Source organism: Holophagales bacterium (genome assembly GCA_016699405.1).
Classification (GTDB): domain Bacteria; phylum Acidobacteriota; class Thermoanaerobaculia; order Multivoradales; family JAGPDF01; genus JAAYLR01.
In genome coordinates this window covers 2,346,177-2,365,640 of record CP064972.1, presented here as the reverse complement: position 1 = coordinate 2,365,640, position 19,464 = coordinate 2,346,177, and the positions used below count along the sequence as shown (strand labels likewise).

13 protein-coding genes and 3 tRNA genes are annotated in these 19,464 nt (G+C 69.6%); 3 read left to right on the top strand and 13 right to left on the bottom strand.

Features of this window, described 5'->3' with window-relative positions:
• The first annotated feature begins 708 nt into the window (after positions 1–708).
• Complete coding sequence (locus IPJ17_09825) at positions 709–1,479, top strand: RHS repeat-associated core domain-containing protein (protein QQR75841.1); 771 nt, start codon at positions 709–711, stop codon at positions 1,477–1,479.
• A 780-nt stretch (positions 1,480–2,259) separates the two neighbouring features.
• On the top strand, positions 2,260–5,025 hold the full coding sequence (locus tag IPJ17_09820; protein QQR75840.1) for a hypothetical protein: 2,766 nt from the start codon (positions 2,260–2,262) through the stop codon (positions 5,023–5,025).
• A 107-nt stretch (positions 5,026–5,132) separates the two neighbouring features.
• Here IPJ17_09820 and IPJ17_09815 read toward each other — a convergent pair.
• The 11 genes from IPJ17_09815 to IPJ17_09765 form a co-directional block, all read right to left on the bottom strand.
• Positions 5,133–5,209, bottom strand: a tRNA-Pro gene (locus tag IPJ17_09815).
• Between the two features lie 98 nt (positions 5,210–5,307).
• Positions 5,308–5,562: a cell division protein ZapB gene (gene zapB, locus IPJ17_09810; GenBank protein ID QQR75839.1), complete on the bottom strand. Its 255-nt coding sequence runs from the start codon at positions 5,560–5,562 to the stop codon at positions 5,308–5,310.
• On the bottom strand, positions 5,559–7,688 hold the full coding sequence (gene pheT, locus IPJ17_09805; protein ID QQR75838.1) for a phenylalanine--tRNA ligase subunit beta: 2,130 nt from the start codon (positions 7,686–7,688) through the stop codon (positions 5,559–5,561). Before pheT ends, zapB begins: the two co-directional genes overlap by 4 nt.
• Before the next feature lies 1 nt (position 7,689).
• The gene (gene pheS, locus IPJ17_09800) at positions 7,690–8,787 is read right to left on the bottom strand and encodes a phenylalanine--tRNA ligase subunit alpha (GenBank protein QQR75837.1); all 1,098 of its coding nucleotides are present in this window, start codon (positions 8,785–8,787) and stop codon (positions 7,690–7,692) included.
• 7 nt (positions 8,788–8,794) lie between these two features.
• Complete coding sequence (gene rplT / locus IPJ17_09795; protein ID QQR75836.1) at positions 8,795–9,175, bottom strand: 50S ribosomal protein L20; 381 nt, start codon at positions 9,173–9,175, stop codon at positions 8,795–8,797.
• 133 nt (positions 9,176–9,308) lie between these two features.
• Complete coding sequence (rpmI, locus tag IPJ17_09790; GenBank protein ID QQR75835.1) at positions 9,309–9,503, bottom strand: 50S ribosomal protein L35; 195 nt, start codon at positions 9,501–9,503, stop codon at positions 9,309–9,311.
• Between the two features lie 24 nt (positions 9,504–9,527).
• Positions 9,528–10,100 (bottom strand): translation initiation factor IF-3, encoded by a 573-nt coding sequence (locus IPJ17_09785; protein ID QQR76140.1) that lies wholly within the window; start codon positions 10,098–10,100, stop codon positions 9,528–9,530.
• A 111-nt stretch (positions 10,101–10,211) separates the two neighbouring features.
• The gene (thrS, locus tag IPJ17_09780; GenBank protein QQR75834.1) at positions 10,212–12,146 is read right to left on the bottom strand and encodes a threonine--tRNA ligase; all 1,935 of its coding nucleotides are present in this window, start codon (positions 12,144–12,146) and stop codon (positions 10,212–10,214) included.
• 83 nt (positions 12,147–12,229) lie between these two features.
• A tRNA-Val gene (locus tag IPJ17_09775) sits at positions 12,230–12,306 on the bottom strand.
• 37 nt (positions 12,307–12,343) lie between these two features.
• A tRNA-Val gene (locus IPJ17_09770) sits at positions 12,344–12,420 on the bottom strand.
• Positions 12,421–13,104: 684 nt separating this feature from the next.
• Positions 13,105–14,301: a class I SAM-dependent rRNA methyltransferase gene (locus IPJ17_09765; protein QQR75833.1), complete on the bottom strand. Its 1,197-nt coding sequence runs from the start codon at positions 14,299–14,301 to the stop codon at positions 13,105–13,107.
• 154 nt (positions 14,302–14,455) lie between these two features.
• Between IPJ17_09765 and IPJ17_09760 the strand changes: the two genes are divergently transcribed.
• Complete coding sequence (locus IPJ17_09760; protein ID QQR76139.1) at positions 14,456–15,784, top strand: HlyC/CorC family transporter; 1,329 nt, start codon at positions 14,456–14,458, stop codon at positions 15,782–15,784.
• 107 nt (positions 15,785–15,891) lie between these two features.
• Here IPJ17_09760 and IPJ17_09755 read toward each other — a convergent pair whose 3' ends face one another.
• Entirely contained in the window at positions 15,892–17,622 is a 1,731-nt protein-coding gene (locus tag IPJ17_09755; protein QQR75832.1) for a proline--tRNA ligase, read from the bottom strand.
• Entirely contained in the window at positions 17,619–19,454 is a 1,836-nt protein-coding gene (locus IPJ17_09750) for a tetratricopeptide repeat protein (GenBank protein QQR75831.1), read from the bottom strand. Before IPJ17_09750 ends, IPJ17_09755 begins: the two co-directional genes overlap by 4 nt.
• Positions 19,455–19,464 lie beyond the last annotated feature (10 nt).

Genomic DNA, 19,464 nt, shown 5'->3' with positions numbered 1-19,464 from the left:
CGCAGATCCGCATTCTGGAACTCTCCTCCAGCGGCTGCCACGTGCGGTGTCGTCTGCAGGCATCGCCGCAGCCCCGGAACGGCAAGAAGCGGAGTGGCTGGCGCGAGACTCGGAGCGGACATGCCCAGTCGAGATAAGCAGGCAGATCGTTGGAGGAACATCGCGCTGACATGCTTCTGCGCGACCGTGATTCCCTTGCCACTCGGAGTGCTGCTGGAAGGGGCGAACGTTCTCCACGAAGGCGACACGGTGAGGCTAGGGCTCCCGTTGGCTGCCGTTGGCTTTGTTGGTCACCTCGGTGTACTCGCCGCACTGCTTAGAAGGGTCCGCACTGATGCTGCAGAACGGAGGCATGCCCTGCGGCGGATCTTCTGGACCGGTGGCCTAGGTCTTCTCCTGGTCACCCTTGAGCTCTCGAGTAGATTGGCCATGGTGGCGCCGCCGCCTCAAGAACGTGTTGGCCGCGAGACCGGTGACGGTTGACGGAGTTCCCAAACCGTCACCTAGCAGGGCTCGAAGAACACCCACTCCTTGAATCCCCCCGCGATCTGCCGAGACCAACCGCCCTGGGCCGCTCGTCGTGCGACTCCCGCCTTGTAGAACCGTGCGGCGACCCGATTGCAACCTCTCGAGGCTGCGAGTAGCGTAAGGCCGTCGATTCCGTCCGCCGAAACGGCGCCGAGAAACCTGCCGTCAGGAGGGTCGAGGGTGCCGAGCACGTCGCAGCCGAGCCGCGCAAGAGCTCACGAGCCGGAGGGACGCGCTGCCCATTCGAGCTCGCCAGCCTGCTTCGAGCCCTTCGGCGAGGACTGGAGCAACGCCCGCTCCTTCGGCCTCAATCTCCGCCTCCCCGGCCAGTGGGACGACGCCGCCTGGAACAACACCCAGATCGCGTCGGGGCTGTATTACAACCTGCATCGTTGGTATGAAGTGGCGACTGACCGCTACGAAAGCGTTGACCCTGCCCCATCGGAGCTCTCGCCAAAGCCCTACCTTTACGCCGCTTCCAACCCGAACACCTACGCAGATCCTCTCGGTCTCTTCACGATCGCTCCCGACTGTGGCGGTTTCCGTTGCGGCACTTCTCTCGGAGATTGCGCAGCGAAGCAAGACGCGACTTGCGTGCTGGCCACCATGAATCACATCCGCCGCGAGATAGCTGGGAATGCTCACTGCAAGAGCGAACTTGCGAAGTGCGGAGGAGAGGACTTCACTGACATGCTCTTGCCGATTGAAGGAACCAAGCCTTTCGTGCAATGCGACCAGAGTCCGTGCTGGAGAACTGAGACTGGCGGGCTCTCAGTTGCTAATATCTTCACTGGAGGATCCCCCGTGCTCTGTCAGAAGCTCTTCCGCGTTTCGTGGCGACAAGCAGCTCAGTCAATGTTCCACGAGATTCTCCATGTCCGCTTCTCAGACAAGAGTGAATGCCACGACGGCATCATGAAGGCCTGCTTCGCCTCCTCCTTTGATCCGTAGCTGCTGCTCTTATTTCAGCTCTCATGGCAGAGTCCGTGAAACGGATCGTCTTTCTCGCGCTAGGGCTTCCGGGCCTTTATCTCGCTACTGGGAGTTCCTTGCTGTTTCTTTGGAAGGCAAGCGTCTTAAGCCTGGGTGAAGCGGAAGGCCTGTTGTCTGGAGTCAACACATCCACAATGGGATTGAGAATTCGAGCCGATCTCATCTTCGTCTTACTGGTCGGCATTCTCGTCTCAATGCATGGCCTCAGACTCGGGAAAAGACGGGCCGAGGACGAATCCCCAATGCAAATTCTGGTGAGCCTGGCGGCGGGGTTGTGTGCCTGCGGTGGGCTCCTCCTCATTCCTGCAATTGACAGGCGGGGTCACCTTCCCCATCTTGGTATAGCAGCGAGCAACCCGAGTCTGGCTCTGCTTTTCTACGCCCTCTATTGTCTCGTACTTGGCTCGCTCTTCGCCGCGTCCCGACTGGTCGGTCGGTGGCAAAGGAGGGAACCCCGATAGGCGGCAGTCTGGAAGACTCGCAACGCTCGATCGGTCTCGCCGCTCAAACCCTCTCTCAGATGATCAAGGCAGGGACTAGTCGAGGCAAATGACGGGATGGAGCAAAGCACTTCCCCATGAGGTGAGGGTTCCACTCACACGCCGTAGGACCCGGGCAAGGAACAAGGCGCTCCTGGAGCCCCCGCTCCTTGCATCCCCCTCCCCCCGCGATTAGCCTAGGCCAACCGCCTTGGGCCGCTCGTCGTGGGCTCGGGTGTTCGTTGCGAGGACTTTGCCGGTGGGTGACTCTCTTTCGACCTCTCGCTGTCGCTTCTTCTTGTCCGCGTGGCTGCTCGTCGCGGGCGGTCTGGCTGCTGCACCGGTCGTTGCTGACTCGGGTGCGCGGGCGCTTCCGGTGCGCGGGCCGTGGGTCTCGCCGCCGCTGGCGACGGTTCCGCCGGTGGCGAGCGCGGAGCTCGGCGAGCGCGAGCTGCGGGAGATCCCCTCGGCGAGCCGTGCCGGCGGGAGCTTCGGCAGCGGGGCAACCCCTCGGCCGAGCGGCGTGCGGGAGGAGGATTCGCTCGTCGCGCTCTCGCGTCTGCCGGCGATCGCCACGACGCCGGCACCGCGGCTGAGCTTCGCCGGGCTGGCGAACCCGGACGGCTTCTATCCACCGGACGCCAACGGCGCCGTCGGGCCGAATCACTACGTGCAGGTGGTCAACGTCAGCTTCGCGGTCTACTCGAAGAGCGGCGTGCTGCTCGACGGACCGTGGAACACCAACACGCTCTGGGCGGCCGCCGAGGGCTCGATCTGCGCCACCGACAACGACGGCAGCGCCACCGTGCTCTACGACGAGCCGGCGAACCGCTGGGTCTTCGCGCAGATCGCCGTGACGAGCGGCACCGTCGTCTGCTTCGCCGTGTCGCAGACGAGCAATCCACTGGGCAGCTACAACCTCTACGAGATCGCGACCGAGCGCTTCCCGGACTCGCCGAAGATCGGCGTCTGGCCGGACTCGATCTACCAGGCCTACTTCATGGGCACGAGCTCCGGTGCCGCCGGGCAGTACGACGTCTACGCCGTCGACCGCGCCGCGATGCTCGCCGGCACGGCGGCGCGGCCGACGCAGTTCTTCCAGGACTACCAGAACCTGCTGATGCCCGCCGATTTCGACGGCACGACGCTGCCGCCGGCCGGGTCCGGCGGGCTCTTCTACACGATCCTCGACGGCACCGACCCGTACTTCAATCCGTCGCCCGGCGTCGACACGCTGCGGCTCTACGAATTCAAGGTGAACTGGACGACGCCGGCAAGCTCGACCTTCTCGCCGATCGCCACCTTCACTCCGAGCTCCGGCGGCCTCGCCGCGTTCAACTGGACGGTCTGCGGCTTCGAGGTGCGCAACTGCCTGGCGCAGCCCGGCACGGCGGTCACCGTCGACAGCGGGTCGTGGTGGCCGATGCCGCGGCTGGTCTACCGCAACTACGGCGGACACGAGACCCTCGCCGGCACCTGGACGGTCGACGCTGCCGTGAGCGGCGATCTCGCCGCACCGCGCTGGTTCGAGCTGCGACGCAGCGGCGGAAGCTGGAGCCTCTTCCAGCAGGGGACGCAGGCGCCCGACGCGGCCCATCGCTGGATGCCGAGCCTGGCGCTCGACCGCGACGGCAACCTGGCCCTGGGCTACAACGTCGTCGACGCGACGGCCGGCCTCTACCCGTCGCTGCGCTTCGCCACGCGGACGCCGGCCGACCCCGCCGGCACACTCCAGGGCGAGCAGACGCTGCACACCGGCACCGGCGCGCAGACGGCTCCGACCGGCCACTGGGGGGACTTCTCCTCGATGACCGTCGACCCGGTCGACGGCTGCACTTTCTGGTTCACCGGCGAGTACCTCGAGACGACCGGCATCGCCCCGTGGAAGACGCGCATCGGCACCTTCCAGGTCCCCGGATGCGGCGGGCTGGCGGTCGCTCCGCTCAGCCAGGCGCTCTGCGCCAGCGCGGGAAGCACGAGCTTCGCGGCAACGCTCTCGGCGCCGTTCACCGCGACGACCGTGATGAGCGCCACCGGCTGCCCGGCGGGTGCGACCTGCACCTTCACCCCGAACCCGGTGGTCGGCCCGGCGAACACCAGCACGCTCACGGTCGGCAACCTGGCGGCGGTGGCGAGCGGCGACTACGCGATCGGCGTCGTCGCCACCGACCAGGCGAACCCGACGACGACGCGGAGCGAAACGGTCACGCTCGCCCTGACGGCCACCGTCCCGGCCGCTCCGATCCCTGCTTCACCCGCCAACGGCGCTACGGCCGTGCCGCTCTCGACGGTCCTCACCTGGAGCGCGGCCGCCGGCGCGACCACGTACCATGTCGTCCTCGACGACGACCCGTCGTTGACCACACCGCTCCTCGACACGACGGTGTCCGGAACCAGCGTCCCGGTCACCGGTCTGGCCATCGACACGACCTACTCCTGGCGCGTGACGGCGACCAACCTCTGCGGCCAGACGGATTCGAGCCTCGTGCACTTCCGCACCGAGCAGCGATACTGCGATGCAACGAGCGTGGCGATTCCCGACAACTTGCCCGCGGGCGCCACCAGCACGATCTCCGTGCCGAGCGGCGGGGCGATCCTCGACCTCGATGTCTCGATCCGCGGCACGCACACCTGGGTGAGCGACCTGATCGTCGAAGTCACCCACGGGGCGACCACCGTGCGCCTCGTCGATCGGCCGGGGATTCCTGCCACCACGTTCGGCTGCGGCGCCGACAACTTCGATGCGACGCTCGACGACGAAGCAGTCAATCTGGTCGAGAACGCTTGCGCAGTCAATCCGCCGGCGCTCGCCGGGGCGCTCAAGCCGAACAACCTGCTCTCGGCGTTCGACGGTGCCACCCTCACCGGGAGCTGGTCGCTCAAGGTGATCGACGCTGCGTCGGGTGACACCGGCACGCTCCAGGAGTGGTGCCTCTCGCCGACGCTTGCCGTCCCCCCTCCCGAGCTCACCGACGACGGCTTCGAGTCCGGCGACCTCGCGGGGTGGAGCGCGCATCGGCCGTAAGAGGCGCTTCGAGGCGGCGAACGACGAGCACGCTCCGCGTCGGCCGTCGAATCGACGGATTCGGTCGCCTCGCTTCGCTGCCCTTCTGAGGTGATTTCGGGAAGGAATGGTCGGGGCGAGAGGATTTGAACCTCCGGCCTCACGGTCCCGAACCGTGCGCTCTACCAAGCTGAGCTACGCCCCGATTCAAGAGACAGAGCCGATCAGGCGACCGACCCCGTCACAACCCTTGAAAAATACAACGCTTCGCCGCAGGCGGTCAAGCGCTGCGACGCGCGTGCGCTACGTCGACGACTCGTCGGAGACGGTCGCGAGGATCGCTTCGAGCCGCTCGACGAGCCCGTCGACGCGCTGGGCGACCTCGTCGCGCTCCTGCTGCCAACGCGACTCGACCTCGCCGCCCTGCGCGGCAAGCGCCCGCTCGAGCTCGGCGACACGGCGCTTGAGCCCGGCGTTCTCCTGCTGCAACTCGCCGAGACGCGTCGCAGCGCGCTCGACCGTCGACTCGAGCTCCTTCCAGGCGATCGGTTCGCTCACCGCTCCTCCTCCCCGCGCCAGCCGAAACGCCGCTGCAGCTCCGCGGCGAGCAGCGACTGGCGCTCGTTGACCTCCTCCTGCGTCAGCGTGCGATCGGCTGCGCTGTAGAGGAACGCGATCGTCGTGTTGACCGCCCCCGCGGGCACACCGGCACCGCGGTAGCGGTCCTTCAAACGGAACGAGGCGAGATCGGGCACGGCGAGCGCGCGAACCGCGCGCTCCATCTCGCTCCAACCGACCTCGAGCGCATGGGTCAGCGTCAGGTCGGCCGCCACCGCCGGCAACCGCGACGGCAGCTCGACGCCGAGCCGCTGCCCCGCGGCCGCGGCGAGCGCGTCGGTGCGCAGCTCGCCGGCGAAGAGCGGAAACGGCGTCTCGCTCGCGGCGATCTGTCCGAACTGCCCCACGACGCGTCCGCTCGCATCGATCAGCTCGCCCGCGGTGCCCGGCACGAAGCCTTCGAGGCGTGCCGGCCGGGCGCTGAAGGCCACTCCGGCGTCGACCGCGAGACTCTCGAGCATCCCCTTGAGATCGAACAGGTCGAGCTCGGCCTGCCGGTCCCAGGGCTCACCGACGCGGCCCCCGACGACGAGACCGACCGCCTCGACCTCGGGGGCATCACCGGACGGGAAGAGGTGGCCGACTTCGAAGAGCCGCACCGCCGCCGCACCACGCCGCGCGTTGAAGCCGGCGGTGGCGACGAGACCGGGGACGAGCGAACGGCGCATGACCGCGTAGCGCTCGGAGAGCGGATTGGCGAGCGCGAGCGGATCGCCGCCCGGCACCAGCGAGGCGTAAGCCGCGTCCGCAGCCAGGTCGTGGAAGGCGTAGTGGATCGCCTCGGCGAGCCCGCACGCCGCGAGATGACGGCGCACGCGCATGCCACGCGCGTGACCCGCATCCCCGCCGGCATCGGGCGCACCGAGCGACGGCAACGTGGCCGGGATCTTGTCGAGTCCGTAGAGACGCAGGACCTCTTCGTAGAGATCCTGCGGCGCCGCGGCGAGCACCGTCCGCCCGTCGCGCGTGGCTTCGCGCGGCGTGAAGTCGTGATGGCGCCAGCCGGGGACCGTGCCCTCCCAACCGCCGGCGACGGGCTGCGGCGTGAAGCCGAGGCGCGCGAAGACCCGTTCGACCACCGTCGCCGGCACGGCGACCCCGGCGAACGCGTCGAGCCGGGCACTCTCGAGCCACCAGGAGGTCTTCGGCACCGCGTCGCCCACCGCCTCGACGGCAGGACCGACGACCACCCCGCCCGCGGTCGCGAGCAGCAGCTCGACGGCACGCGCGGCCGCCTCGCGCGGCGCCTCGGGGTCGGTGCCGCGCTCGAAGCGATGCGACGCGTCGGTGTGCATGGCGAGGGCCTTGGCACCGCGACGAACGCGACGCCGGTCGAAGTGCGCGCTCTCGAGGAGGATCGACGTCGTCGCGCCGGTGACCTCGCTCGCCAGACCGCCCATGATGCCGGCGAGCGCCACCGCCCGCTCGGCGTCGGCGATCACCAGCACCTCGGCGTCGAGCTCCCGTTCGACGCCGTCGAGCGTCGTGAGCTTCTCGCCCGGGCGCGCCCGCCGCACGCGGATCTCCCCGCCGGCGAGCCGGGCGAGATCGAAAGCGTGGAGCGGCTGGCCGGTCTCCCAGAGCACGAAATTGGTGACGTCGACCACGTTGTTGATCGAGCGCTGGCCGATCGCCGCGAGCCGTTCCTTGAGCCATGCCGGGCTCGGCCCGATGCGTACGCCGTCGATCGCCACCGCGACGTAGCGCGGACAGCCCGACGGATCCTCCAGCGTGACCTTGACGCGGGGCGTGCCGGTCGTGGCGAGCTTCGTCCGCGACGGCGCCGTGAGCGGCCGGTCGAGCGACGCGGCGATCTCGCGCGCCAGCCCGACGTGGCACATGCAGTCGGGACGGTTCCCGGTGACGTCGACTTCGAGCACCAGGTCGTCGAACCGGCCGGAACCTGCGCCCTCCTCGACCAGACGCTCGCCTTCGACGGCGTGACCGATCGACGTCAGGCGCTCGGCGAGCGAGCGCGAGAAGGCCTCCCAGGCCGCTCGACCGGCTTCACGGGCCGGCAGTTCGAGATCGACGTAGTCGGCGAGCCAACGGCAGGAGAATTCCATCTCAGGCCCTGTCTGCCGCACCGGCGAGCCCCGCCGGATCGGCCTCGCGCACCTGGCGCAGCAGCCGCTCGTCGTTTTCGAAGAGCAGGCGGATGTTGGGGATGCCGTAGCGGTTCATCGCCACGCGGTCGATCCCCAGACCGAAGGCGAACCCGCTGTAGCGGTCCGGGTCGATGCCGCAGTTGGCGAGCACCCGCGGGTCGACCATGCCGGCGCCGAGGATCTCCATCCAGCCGGTGCCGGAGCAGACGGCACAGCCGCCGCCACGGCAGTTGGCGCAGGTCACGTCGACCTCGCACGACGGCTCGGTGAAGGGGAAGTAGCTCGGCCGGAGGCGCACGCCGACCTCCGGCGAGAAGAGCCGCCGGAGGAAGGCCTCGAGCGTCCCCTTGAGGTCGCCGAAGGTGATCCCCTCCGCCACCGCCAACCCCTCGATCTGGTGGAACATCGGCGAGTGTCGCAGATCGTTGTCGTTGCGGTAGACACGCCCCGGGCAGATGACCCGGATCGGCGGCTTGCGCGCCAGCATCGTGCGGATCTGCACCGGCGAGGTGTGGGTGCGCAACAGGCGACCGTCGGCGAGCAGCAGGGTGTCCTGCGCGTCGCGCGCCGGATGGTCGTCGGGGAAGTTGAGCAGCGCGAAGTTGTAGCGGTCGCTCTCGACCTCCGGTCCCTCGGCGACGCTGTAGCCGAGCCCGGCGAAGATCGCCTCGATCTCGGCGACGACGCGGGTGACCGGGTGAAGCGAGCCGAGCGCCGGCCGCCGGCCGGGCAGGGTCACGTCGACCGCCGCGGCGCGCTCGGCCGCGGCCTTCTCGGCGGCGGCGAGGCGCTCGTCGGCGACCGCGAGCGCCTCCTCGACCCGCAGCTTGAGCTGGTTCACGGCGGCGCCGAAGGCCCGTTTGTCGGCCGCCTTGGGGATCAGGTCGAGGAGCTCCCGGACCTTCCCCTCCTTGCGCCCGATCCAGCGCAACCGCTCGGCCTCCCAGGCCTTGCGGTCACCGGCGGCGGCGATCGCCGCCGCCGCTTCGTCGGCCAGACGGACCAGTTCCTCGGGCCCCGGCGGGACCCCCGCGGCACCCTCGACGCCCGCTGTCATCCGAACCTCAGGCCTTGGCCGGAGCGGCCTTCTCGAGGGCGAGCTTGGCGAGGCTGGCGAGCTCGGCGAAGGGCTTGGGATCGGCGAGCACCGCGAGATCGGCCAGCATCTTGCGATTCAGCTCGCTGCCCGCCAGCTTCAGACCGGCGATCAGCTTGCTGTAGTTGAGCCCGTGCAGGTGCGCGGCGGCGTTGATCCGCACGATCCACAGGCTGCGGAAGTCGCGCTTGCGGGCACGGCGGTCGCGGTAGGCGAACTTGCCCGCCCGGTCGACCGCCTGCTGCGCCATGCGGTAGGCATTGCCCTTGGTGCCGAAAAAGCCGCTCGACTTCTTGAGCAGGCGCGCTCGGCGTTGGGCCCGCTTCGGGCCCCTCTTGACACGCGGCATGACGAACCTCGTTTCTCGCTCCCGAAGGAGCGGTCAGGGCCGCCGGGCAAAAGGCCCGCGGCCGGCGCCCCGGAGGACAGGTCCGTCCCCTCCGGTGGCGCGGGTCGATCGGTGGGCGTCGGAGGTCGTGCGACTACGAAGTCAGCATCGACCGCAGCGTCCGGGTGTCCGCCGCAGCGGCCACCACGGTGCCCCGCAGACCGCGCTTCCGGGTCCGCGTCTTCTTCGTCAGGATGTGGCTGTGGTACGCGTGACCGCGCAGCACCTTGCCGGTCGCGGTGAGCTTGAACCGCTTCGCCGCTCCCCTGTGCGTCTTCTTCTTCGGCACGTCGTCTCCTTCGTCCTTCGGTCGTCAACCGGCGGGCGGAGCGTCGGCGGTCGCCGGGGCCGCCTTCTTTTCCTTCGCCGGAAGCGCTTTCTTGGTCGGGCCGAAGATCAGGTGCATGCGGTTGCCCGCCTGCTCGGGGTGACCCTCCTGCGCTCCCACCTCGCCGATGTCGGCAGCGAGCCGCTTGAGCAGGTTGACTCCCAACTCCGTCCTCGACATCTCGCGGCCGCGGAACTGCACGGTCGCCTTCACCTTGTCGCCCTCGCCCAGGAAGCGGATGGCGTTGCGCAGCTTGAAGTCGTAGTCGTGGTCGTCGATGTTCGGCCGGAACTTCACTTCCTTGACCTGGATCGTCTTCTGCTTCTTCTTCGACTCGTGCGACTTCTTCTTCTGCTGGTAGAGGAACTTGCCGAAATCCATGATTCGGCAGACCGGCGGCCGCGCGAGCGGCGCCACCTCGACCAGATCGAGCAGCTGTTCCTTCGCCATCCGGAGTGCGACCTCGGTGGCGACGACGCCGAGCTGGCTGCCGTCTTCCCCGATCAGTCGGACTTCCCGGACCCGGATTGCTTCGTTCGTGCGTGCTGTCCTGTCGATGCGGTGCTTCCCTCCTCCGGAAGCCCGGGTGACGGTGACGGGAGTCCATCTCCCGGGCGGACCGCCACCTGAGAACGATCGGCCGGCGATTATAGGCGACCGCCCCGCCGGCTACAAACTGCCGCTGCGCGCCAGCGTCATTTCGCGCATCCGGGCAGCGATTTCGGCCACCGGTCGCGGCCCGAGATCGGCCCCGGAGCGCTCGCGGACCGCGGCTGCCCCGGACTCCTCCTCTCGTCCGCCGACCACCAGCATGTACGGCACCTTCTGGAGTTGCGCCTGCCGGACCTTGTAACCGAGCTTCTCGTTCGAGCCGTCGAGCTCGGCGCGGATGCCGGCGCCGACGAGCTCGTCGGCGACCTTCCTGCCGTACTCGAGGAAGCGCTCCGAGAGCGGCAGGACCACCGCCTGCACCGGCGCCAGCCAGAACGGGAACGCCCCGGCGGTGTGCTCGAGCAGGATCCCCAGGAAGCGCTCGACCGAGCCGAGCATCGCCCGGTGGATCATCACCGGCACGTGCTCGGCGCCGTCGGCGGCGATGTACTTCAAGCCGAAGCGGCCGGGGAGCTGGTAGTCGAGCTGCACGGTACCGAGCTGCCAGTCGCGTCCGATGGCGTCCTTGACGCGGAAGTCGATCTTCGGACCGTAGAAGGCGCCGTCCCCCTCGTTGATCGAGTACGGCAATCCCTGGCGCTCGAGCGCCCGCTTCAGGCCCGCTTCGGCGACGTCCCACTGCTCGTCGCGGCCGACGCGCTTTTCCGGTCGGGTACCGATCCCGATCGACACGTCGGAGAAGGCGAAGGTGCGGTAGATCTCGAAGATGATGCCGACGGCGCGCAGCACTTCGTCCTCGACCTGGTCGTCGGTACAGAAGACGTGGGCGTCGTCCTGGGCGAAGGAGCGCACCCGGGTCAAGCCGGAGGTCACCCCGCTGCGCTCGTAGCGGTGCAGGCGCCCGAAGTCGGAGTAGCGGATCGGCAGGTCGCGGTAGGAGCGCAGGCCCTTGGCGTAGATCAGGCAGTGGGTCGGGCAGTTCATCGGCTTGACCGCGTACTGCCGCTCGTCGACCTCGGTGAAGAACATGTTCTCGCGGTAGTTCGCCCAGTGGCCCGAGGTGTGCCAGAGCTCGACGTCGAGGATCTGCGGCGTCACCACCTCGCCGTAGCCGTTCTTGGCGTTGAGCTCCCGGACGTAGGAGATCAGGGCGTTGTAGACCGTCGCCCCCTTCGGGTGGAAGAACGGCGAGGCCGGAGCGAGCGCGTCGAAGCTGAAGAGGTCGAGCTCCGGACCGAGCCGCCGGTGGTCGCGCGCCCGCGCCTGCTCGATCCGCTCGAGGTAGGCGGCGAGCTCCTTCTCGCTGACGAACGCGGTGCCGTAGACGCGCTGCAGCCGCTCGTTGCGTTCGTCGCCTTTGAAGTAGGAGCCGGAGGCCTCGAGGAGCCTGACCGCGCCGATCTGCCCGGCACGCTGGACGTGCGGGCCGCGACAGAGGTCGGTGAAGGCGCCGTGCTGGTAGAGCGTGATCGTCTCGCCTTCCGGGATGTCCTTGAGACGCTCGAGCTTCAGGGTGAAGCCCATCTCGCGGAAGATCCGCTCGGCCTCCTCGCGCGACACCTCGACGCGCTCGAACGGCGCGTCCTCGGCGAGGATCTCCTTCATCTTCGCTTCGATCGCCTCGAGGTCCTCGGGAGTGAAGGCACGAGAGAACCGGAAGTCGTACTGGAACTTCTCCGAGTGGTCCTGCCGGCCGGCGTCGTACTCGGCCTCGGGCCAGAGCCGGCGCACCGCGTCGGCCAGCACGTGCTCGGCCGAATGGCGGACGAAATCGCCCGCCTCGGCGCTCTTGACCGTGAAGAGCTTGAAGCTTCCGCCACGGGTCAGCGGCAGGCGGAGGTCGATCCGGGTCCCGTCGAGCTCGGCGCCGAGCGCGTCCTTGGCCAGGCGCGGCCCGATCGAGGCGGCGACGGCGAGCGGCGTCGTCCCGGCCGGCACGGCACGAGTCGAGCCGTCGGGAAGCGTCAACACGATCTCCTGCAGAGAGCTCATCGGAGACTCCGGCGGATCAAGGACCTGGACGAGGACCGCCCGCCGCTCAGGCGGTGGCGGTTCGACCGGTCGGGTTGTCGAGGTGGTAGGCGCTCCCGGACTCGAACCGGGGACCTCTACCGTGTGAAGGTAGCGCTCTAACCAGCTGAGCTAAGCGCCTGGGCATGTCCGACTTCTCGAGCTCGCGCGGCGGATCGTGGTAGGCCCGAGTGGGCTCGAACCACCGACCTCTACGATGTCAACGTAGCGCTCTAACCAACTGAGCTACGGGCCTGCACTTTCCGTCCGCATTCCGCGACGCTTTGCGGCAGCCGCGGACCCGGAAATCTAGCAGCGGCTCCGGAGGGCGTCAAGCCGCCTCCGCGCGCCAACCCGCGATCGCCCACCCGGAGAAGCACTGACAGAGGAGCTCCGACAAACCGCTCCCGTTCTGCCCTACTTCCCCTTTCGCCCGACGCGGATGTCGCCTGACAGCACAGAATCCTAGGCTCCATGCTGTCGCATGCTCGCCCCCGCTCCCGCTCTCGCCGACCCCGCCGAGGCCGCTCTCGCGACCGACGGCAAGCGTCGTCCCACGTGGGAACGAGGCCCAGGACGAAGGCGCCGTCGACCGACGAACGGCGTCGCCGGGGATTCCGCGCAGCGTCCCAGTGCGCACCGTCCCACCCCGATGCGGCGCGTTCGCTCTCCCCCGGCCGCCCGCACGACCGGTCGCCCGCGACCGGGAGGAGAAGTCCACGCCTTGGCTTTCCGCGGGACGAACCTCAACTGCCCGCAGTTCGCGAGGTCGCGAGTCACCGCCCACGAGGGCGGCGCGATCCGTCACGCGCCTCGGACCTCGCGAGCTGCGCCAGCCAGCCGGCTGGCGATCGCTCGCTCGACCCGCCGCAACCGAGGGGATTCGGAAGACCGGGGCACCCGGTGCTCGCGCCGATCGGCCACCGCGACTCGACCGCGATCACCCCCCGGGCACGCGCGCGAGCCAGCCCTTGAGGTACTCGCCTTGCGGGTGGGTGACGGCGACGGGGTGGTCGGGGCCGGCGGCGAGCGGAGCGAGGAGTTGCAGGTTCACGCCGGCCTCACCGGCTGCCGCGAAGAGGATCTGGCGGAAGAGCTTGCCGTCGACCGCGCCGCTGCAGGAGAAGGTCAGGAAGTAGCCGCCGGGCGCCACACGGCGAAGCGCGAGGCGATTGAGGTCCTTGTAGGAACGCGCCGCGGCATCGAGATTGGCGCGGCGCGGGGCGAGCGGCGGCGGATCGCAGACGACGAGGTCGTAGCTCGCATGGCGCAGGCGAAGGTCGTCGAAGACGTCGGCGCGCGTCCATTCGAGCCGCTCGCCGTCGAGGCCGTTGCGCTCGGCGCCGGCCCGCGCCCGCTCTTCGAAACGCGGGGAGGACTCGACGCAGGCCACCGACGCCGCGCCGCCGCGCAGGGCGTAGAGCGCCACCGCCCCGGTGTGAGCGAAGAGGTCGAGAACCGCGCGCCCGCCCGCCAGCCGCTCGACGAGCCGGCGGTTCTTCCGCTGGTCGCAGTAGAAGCCGGTCTTCTGGCCGCCCGCCGGCTCGGCCTCGAAGCGCAGACCATGCTCGAGGAACTCGACGGCTGGCGGCACCGGACCGCGAATCTCGACGTCTTCGGCCGGCAGCCCTTCGTCGCGCCGTCCGGAGGCCCGCCCGAGGTGCAGGATCGCATGACCCGGAAAGTGCTCGACAAGGGCGGCGTAGGCCTCGTCCCGCATCGCTTCGAGGCCGGCGACGGTCATCTGGCTGACCAGGACGCCGCCGAAGCGGTCGACCGTCCAACCCGGCAGACCGTCCCCTTCGGCGTTGAGGAGCCGATAGCCCGTCGTCTCCTCCGGGATCACCTGGCGACGCAGGGCCATCGCGTCGCCGATCCGCTCGAGGAAGAGATCGCGATCGACCGAGACCCCGGCCGGCGCGAGGAAGCGGACGCGGATCTGCGAACGCGGGCTGTAGAAGCCGACGCCGAGCCGGTCGCCCGAGGAGGACAGCACCTCGGCGATCGCCGCGCCCTCGGGAGCCTCTTCACGGGCGATCGCGCCGGAGAAGAGCCAGGGATGCCCCTGGCGGACCGCCTTGTCACGACCAGGGAGAAGGGTGACCCGCGCACGGGCCGGAGTCTGGGTTTCGTTCATCGGTATCTCGCATTGTGCCCTAAAGCGGCGCCGGGCGCGGTCGGGGCCCCGGCAGGGCCACCTGAGCGGTGGCCCTGCGCCGAGCCGCCGGCTCCGCTATGATCCCGCCCGCTCGGTCATGAACATCCTGCTCCCGGTTGCTGCCACCGTCCCGATGGGCGAACCTTCCCTCGGCGCCGGCACGGCCCTGCTCCTCGCCCTGCTGCTCGTCGGCGTCAACGGCTTCTTCGTCGCCGCCGAGTTCGCGCTCGCCAAGGTGCGCCCGACGCAGATCGAGCCGTACGTTCTGCGCGGCGACCGGCGCGGCAAGACCGCCGCGCACATGCTGTCGCACCTCGACGCGTATCTCTCGGCGACCCAGCTCGGCATCACCCTCGCCAGCCTGGCGCTCGGCTGGGTCGGCGAACCGGCGTTCGTCTGGCTGCTCGACCCGCTCCTCCAGCGCCTGCCCGGCATTACCCCGGCGGTCGTCCACTCGGTGGCGCTGACCACCGCCTTCGTCACCATCAGCGCCCTGCACATCGTCCTCGGCGAGCTGGTGCCGAAGTCGCTGGCCATCCGCCGCCCCGAAGGGGTCAGCCTCTGGGTGGCGATGCCGCTCACCGGCTTCTACTGGCTGATGTTCCCGGCGATCTGGCTGCTCAATCACACGGCCAACCTGCTGCTGCGCCTCGTCGGCCTGAAACCCGCCACGGAATCCGAGCTCGCCCACAGCGAAGAGGAGGTGCGGCTGCTGCTCGGCTCGAGCGAGAGCAGCCACCTCTCCGACGCCAAGCGCGACCTGCTGACCAACGTCTTCGAGCTCTCCGATCGCGTGGCGCGCCAGGTGATGCTGCCGCGTGCCGACGTCGTGTTCCTGTCGACCACGCGCACCGTCGCCGAGAACCTCGAGATCGCCCGGCGCAGCGGCCACACCCGCTTCCCGCTCTGCGACGGCGACCTCGACCACCCGCTCGGCCTCGTCCACATCAAGGACCTCTTCCGCGCCGGGAAAGCGCCCGCCGACCTCGCCGAGGTCAGGCGACCGCTCCCCTTCGTCCCCGAGACACAGACGCTCGACCGGCTGCTCACGCGGATGCTCGACGAGCGCGTCCACCTCGTCGCGGTGGTCGACGAGTACGGCGGCGTCAGCGGCATCGTGACGCTCGAGAACGTGCTCGAGGAGATCGTCGGCCAGATCCAGGATGAGTTCGACCACGAGAAGCCCGAGCTCACGCGGCGCGAAGAGGGGGGCTACCTCGTGTCCGGGGCGATGCTGGTCGTCGACCTCGAGGACGAGCTCGGGCTCGAGTTCAGCCCGCGCGACGAGGACACGATCGCCGGCGTGGTGCTCTCCGAGCTCGGCCGTCCGCCGCAGGTCGGCGATACGGTCGAGGTCGGTCCGCTCCGGCTGGAAGTCGTCGAGCTCGACCGCAATCGCATCCGCCTGCTGCGGCTCGAAGTGGTGCCCGAAGGCGAGCGCGGCGACGGCGACGGCGACTGAAGGCCCGGGACTGCGCCCCCACTCGCTTCGGGCCCGTCACCACTCCGTGCGGGCTCGGACCCGGAGACTCCCGGGCCACGAGCCGGACCGAAGCTCACGCCCGCCGATCAGACGACGAGCCGCCCGCCCTCTTCGGCAAGACGCGCCGCGAGGACGGTGAGCGCGTCGCCCACCGCGACCATCGACTTGACGCGGTCGCGCCGGTGCGAGATCTCGACCTGGCCGCCGGCGAGCGACTTGCCGCCGACCACGACGCGCAACGGGATTCCCACGAGATCGGCGTCCTTGAACTTCACCCCCGGCCGCTCGTCGCGGTCGTCGTACAGCACGTCGGCGCCGCGTGCGCGCAGGGCGTCGTAGAGCTCGCCGGCGACGCGCGAGACCTCGGCGTCGTTGGGGTTGAGCGAGACGAGCAGCACCTCGAACGGGGCGAGCGGCAGCGGCCAGACGATGCCGTCGGCGTCGTGGTTCTGCTCGATCGCCGCCGCCACCGTGCGCCCGACGCCCAGGCCGTAGCAGCCCATGATCATCGCCCGCTCGGCTCCGGCCTCGTCGGTGAAGTTGCAGGCGAGCTTCTCGGAGTACTTCGTGCCGAGCTTGAAGATGTGACCGACCTCGATGCCGCGCGACATGGCGAGCCGCTGGTCGCAGCGCGGACAGGCGTCGCCCTCGCCGACCAGCAGCAGGTCGCGAAGCTCGGGCAGCGGCAGGTCGCGCCCCCAGTTCACGCCGACGAGGTGCGCGTCGACGGCGTTGGCGCCACAGACGAAGTCGGCGAGATCGCGCACCGACTCGTCGGCGATCACTCGCACCTCCGCCGGCAGGCCCAGCGGCCCGGCGAAACCGACGGCTGCCCCGGTCAGTCGCTCGACCTTCTCCTCGCTCGCCAGCGCCAGGTGCTCGACGTCGAGGGCGTTGCCGAGCTTGACCTCGTTGATCTCGCGGTCGCCCCGCACCAGTGCGGCGACGAAGCCCTTCTCCGTCTCGTACAGCAGCGTCTTGACGACGCGCGACGAGGGAACGCCGAGGAAACCGGCGACGTCGGGCACCGACGACTTGCCGGGCGTCGGCACCACCCGCTTCTCCTCCTGACCGCCGGCAGCCGGCGGGACGAGCGGCCGCGTCTCGGCCTTCTCGACGTTGGCGCCGTAGCCGCACGACGGGCAGTGCGCCACCGCGCTCTCGCCGGTCTGCGCCACCACCATGAACTCGTGCGAGGAGGAGCCGCCGATCGTCCCGGTGTCGGCCTCGACCATCGTGTAGTCGAGACGGCAGGCCTCGAAGATCCGGCAGTAGGCGGCGCGCATCGCCTCGTAGGCTTCGTCGAGCTGCTCGGGGGTGGCGCCGAACGAGTAGGCGTCCTTCATCAGGAACTCACGGCCGCGCATCAGGCCGAAGCGCGGACGGATCTCGTCGCGGAACTTCGTCTGGATCTGGTAGAGGTTGAACGGCAACTGCCGGTAGCTGCGCACGTCGCGCCGCACGAGGTCGGTGATCACCTCCTCGTGCGTCGGGCCGAAGCAGAACTCGCGATCGTGGCGGTCCTTGATGCGCAGCAGCTCCTTGCCGTACTTCTGCCAGCGCCCGGACTCCTGCCAGAGCTCGGCCGGCTGGACGGCGGGCATCGAGAGCTCGACGGCACCGGCGGCGTTCATCTCGCGCCGGACGATCGCCGCAAGCTTGCCGAGACTCTTCCAGCCTGCCGGCAGGTAGGTGTAGATGCCGGCGGCGAGCTTCTTGATCAGCCCGGCGCGGACCATCAGGATGTGCGAAACCACCTCTGCGTCGTTGGGCACTTCGCGGGTGGTGTGCAGGTAGAACTGACTCCAACGGCTCATCGTTTCTGCCTTCCCTGCACGCGCGCGGCGAGCTCGGAAGAGCTGCGCATGCACTCCATCATCCGTTCCTCGAGGCTGCCGCTCCTCGGTTGCAGGCGCCGCGCCCGCCGGAATGCTCCCTTGGCCCGCTCCTCCTGCCCGACGGCGAGCAGCGCCATGCCGAGGTGGGTGAGCGTGGTCGACGACGCTCCGAGCTCGCTCGACCGCGCCAGACAATCCACCGCCTCGTCGTACTCGCGACGCTTGTAGTGCACCCAGCCGAGCGCCGCCAGCGGGAACTGCTGCAGCTCCTCGGGCGAGAGGGCGAGCGAGCGACGCGCGTAGTCGAGCGCGCGGTCGAGATCTTCTTCGAGCTCGGCGAGGTTGTAGGCCATCTCGTAGTAGGCGATCGTCTGCGCGAAGCTCGACTTGGCCCCGGCGAGCAGCTCGTGGCCGAGCCGGTTGCCCTCGTGCAGGCGGCCGGAGCGGCGCAGCGCGGCGATCAGCGTCGCCGACGCGGCCGCGCGCAGCATGTCCTCCGACGAGAGCTCGAGCACTTTGCGGGCCACCGTCTCGAGATCGGAGAGGCGGTCGAGGGCGAGACAGGCCAGCGCGTAGGTCATCAGCACCGTCGGGTGCTCGGGCGCGAGCGAGAGGGCGCGCCGCAGCGACGCGAGCGCGGTGCGCCCGTCGCCGTCGGCCAGGCGCTTCTCTCCTTCGGCAAGCAGCGTCGCGACCTCGCCTTTCGCGGGGGGCAACGGCGAGGTCGGCGCCACCGTCAGGAAGCGCACCAGGTCCTGGTAGCGGAGCTTCTGCGGGTTGAGGCGCTGCGCCTCGCGGAAGCAGCTGAGCGCCCGACGCCGCCAGCCGCGGTCGAGACAGGCCAGGCCGAGAAGGTGGTGCGCCTCCTCGAGCCCCGGATCGCCCGCCACCGCCCGCCGCAGCTCGCGAATCGCCGGCTCGAGCCTCCCGGTCTCGTAGAGGCAGCTGCCGAGCAGGAAGCGGGCCTGCGGCGCCTCACGCAATTCGAGGGCACGCTCGAGATAGCGCACCGCCAGTCGCGGCCGCCCGCGGGTGGCCAACACCGCCCCGAGACCGAATTGGGCGAGGAAGGCATCGCCGTGCCGCCGCACCGCCAAGCGCAGGCGGCGCTCGGCGCCCGGCAGATCGCCGCGCTCGTGCAGCACTACCCCGCTGTAGACGAGGGCGTCGAAGTGCCGAGGGTCGACCGCCAGCAGGTGATCGCAGAGTGCCAGGGCGCGCGCTCCGTCGCCTTCGGCGAAGGCCGTCTCGGCCAGGAACAGCGTCAGGGCCGCATTCGCGCCGTCCCGCTGCTGGATCCGCTCGAGCAGCGCCATCGCCGTGTCGCCGTCGAAGGCCGCGAAGGCGCGCTCGGCCTCGGTCAGCACGGAGAGCACCGACTCTTCGTGGCAGTCGCCGAAGATCCGGTCGCGCGACAGGGCGAAGCGCTCGCGCCGCTCGAGAGCGGCGACCTGGCGCGTCAAGCCGTTCTGCCATGCCTGGTCGCACTCCTCCTTCTCCACCACGCCGCGCCGCTCGAGCAGCTCGACGACCCCGCCGATGCCGGCCTGGCCGAGCAGCAGCGAACGCTCGAGCTTGCTGACCACCGAGGCGAGACGGCCCACCGTCTCGGTGGTGCGGCGCAGCGCCTCCTCGAGCACCGAGACGCGCTCGAGCAGGTGCTCCTCGAGCGAGACGGCGCTGTCGCCGGCGAAGCCGAGCTCGGCGAGCTCCGGCGCGGCCGAGGGATGGGCCACGACGAGCTGGTGGTTGCAGCGTCGGCAGAACGCGCGGTCGATCGCGTTCTCGGCGCCGCAGGCGAGGCAGAGCATCGGCAGGTCC

Coding starts and splice junctions, on each gene's coding strand:
- pheT (QQR75838.1), bottom strand. CDS start 7,688: ATGGAATTCTCCTGCCGTTGGCTCGCCGACTACGTCGATCTCGAACTG.
- pheS (QQR75837.1), bottom strand. CDS start 8,787: ATGACAGCGGGCGTCGAGGGTGCCGCGGGGGTCCCGCCGGGGCCCGAG.
- rplT (QQR75836.1), bottom strand. CDS start 9,175: ATGCCGCGTGTCAAGAGGGGCCCGAAGCGGGCCCAACGCCGAGCGCGC.
- thrS (QQR75834.1), bottom strand. CDS start 12,146: ATGAGCTCTCTGCAGGAGATCGTGTTGACGCTTCCCGACGGCTCGACT.
- IPJ17_09765 (QQR75833.1), bottom strand. CDS start 14,301: ATGAACGAAACCCAGACTCCGGCCCGTGCGCGGGTCACCCTTCTCCCT.
- IPJ17_09760 (QQR76139.1), top strand. CDS start 14,456: ATGGGCGAACCTTCCCTCGGCGCCGGCACGGCCCTGCTCCTCGCCCTG.
- IPJ17_09755 (QQR75832.1), bottom strand. CDS start 17,622: ATGAGCCGTTGGAGTCAGTTCTACCTGCACACCACCCGCGAAGTGCCC.
- IPJ17_09750 (QQR75831.1), bottom strand. CDS start 19,454: ATGCTCTGCCTCGCCTGCGGCGCCGAGAACGCGATCGACCGCGCGTTC.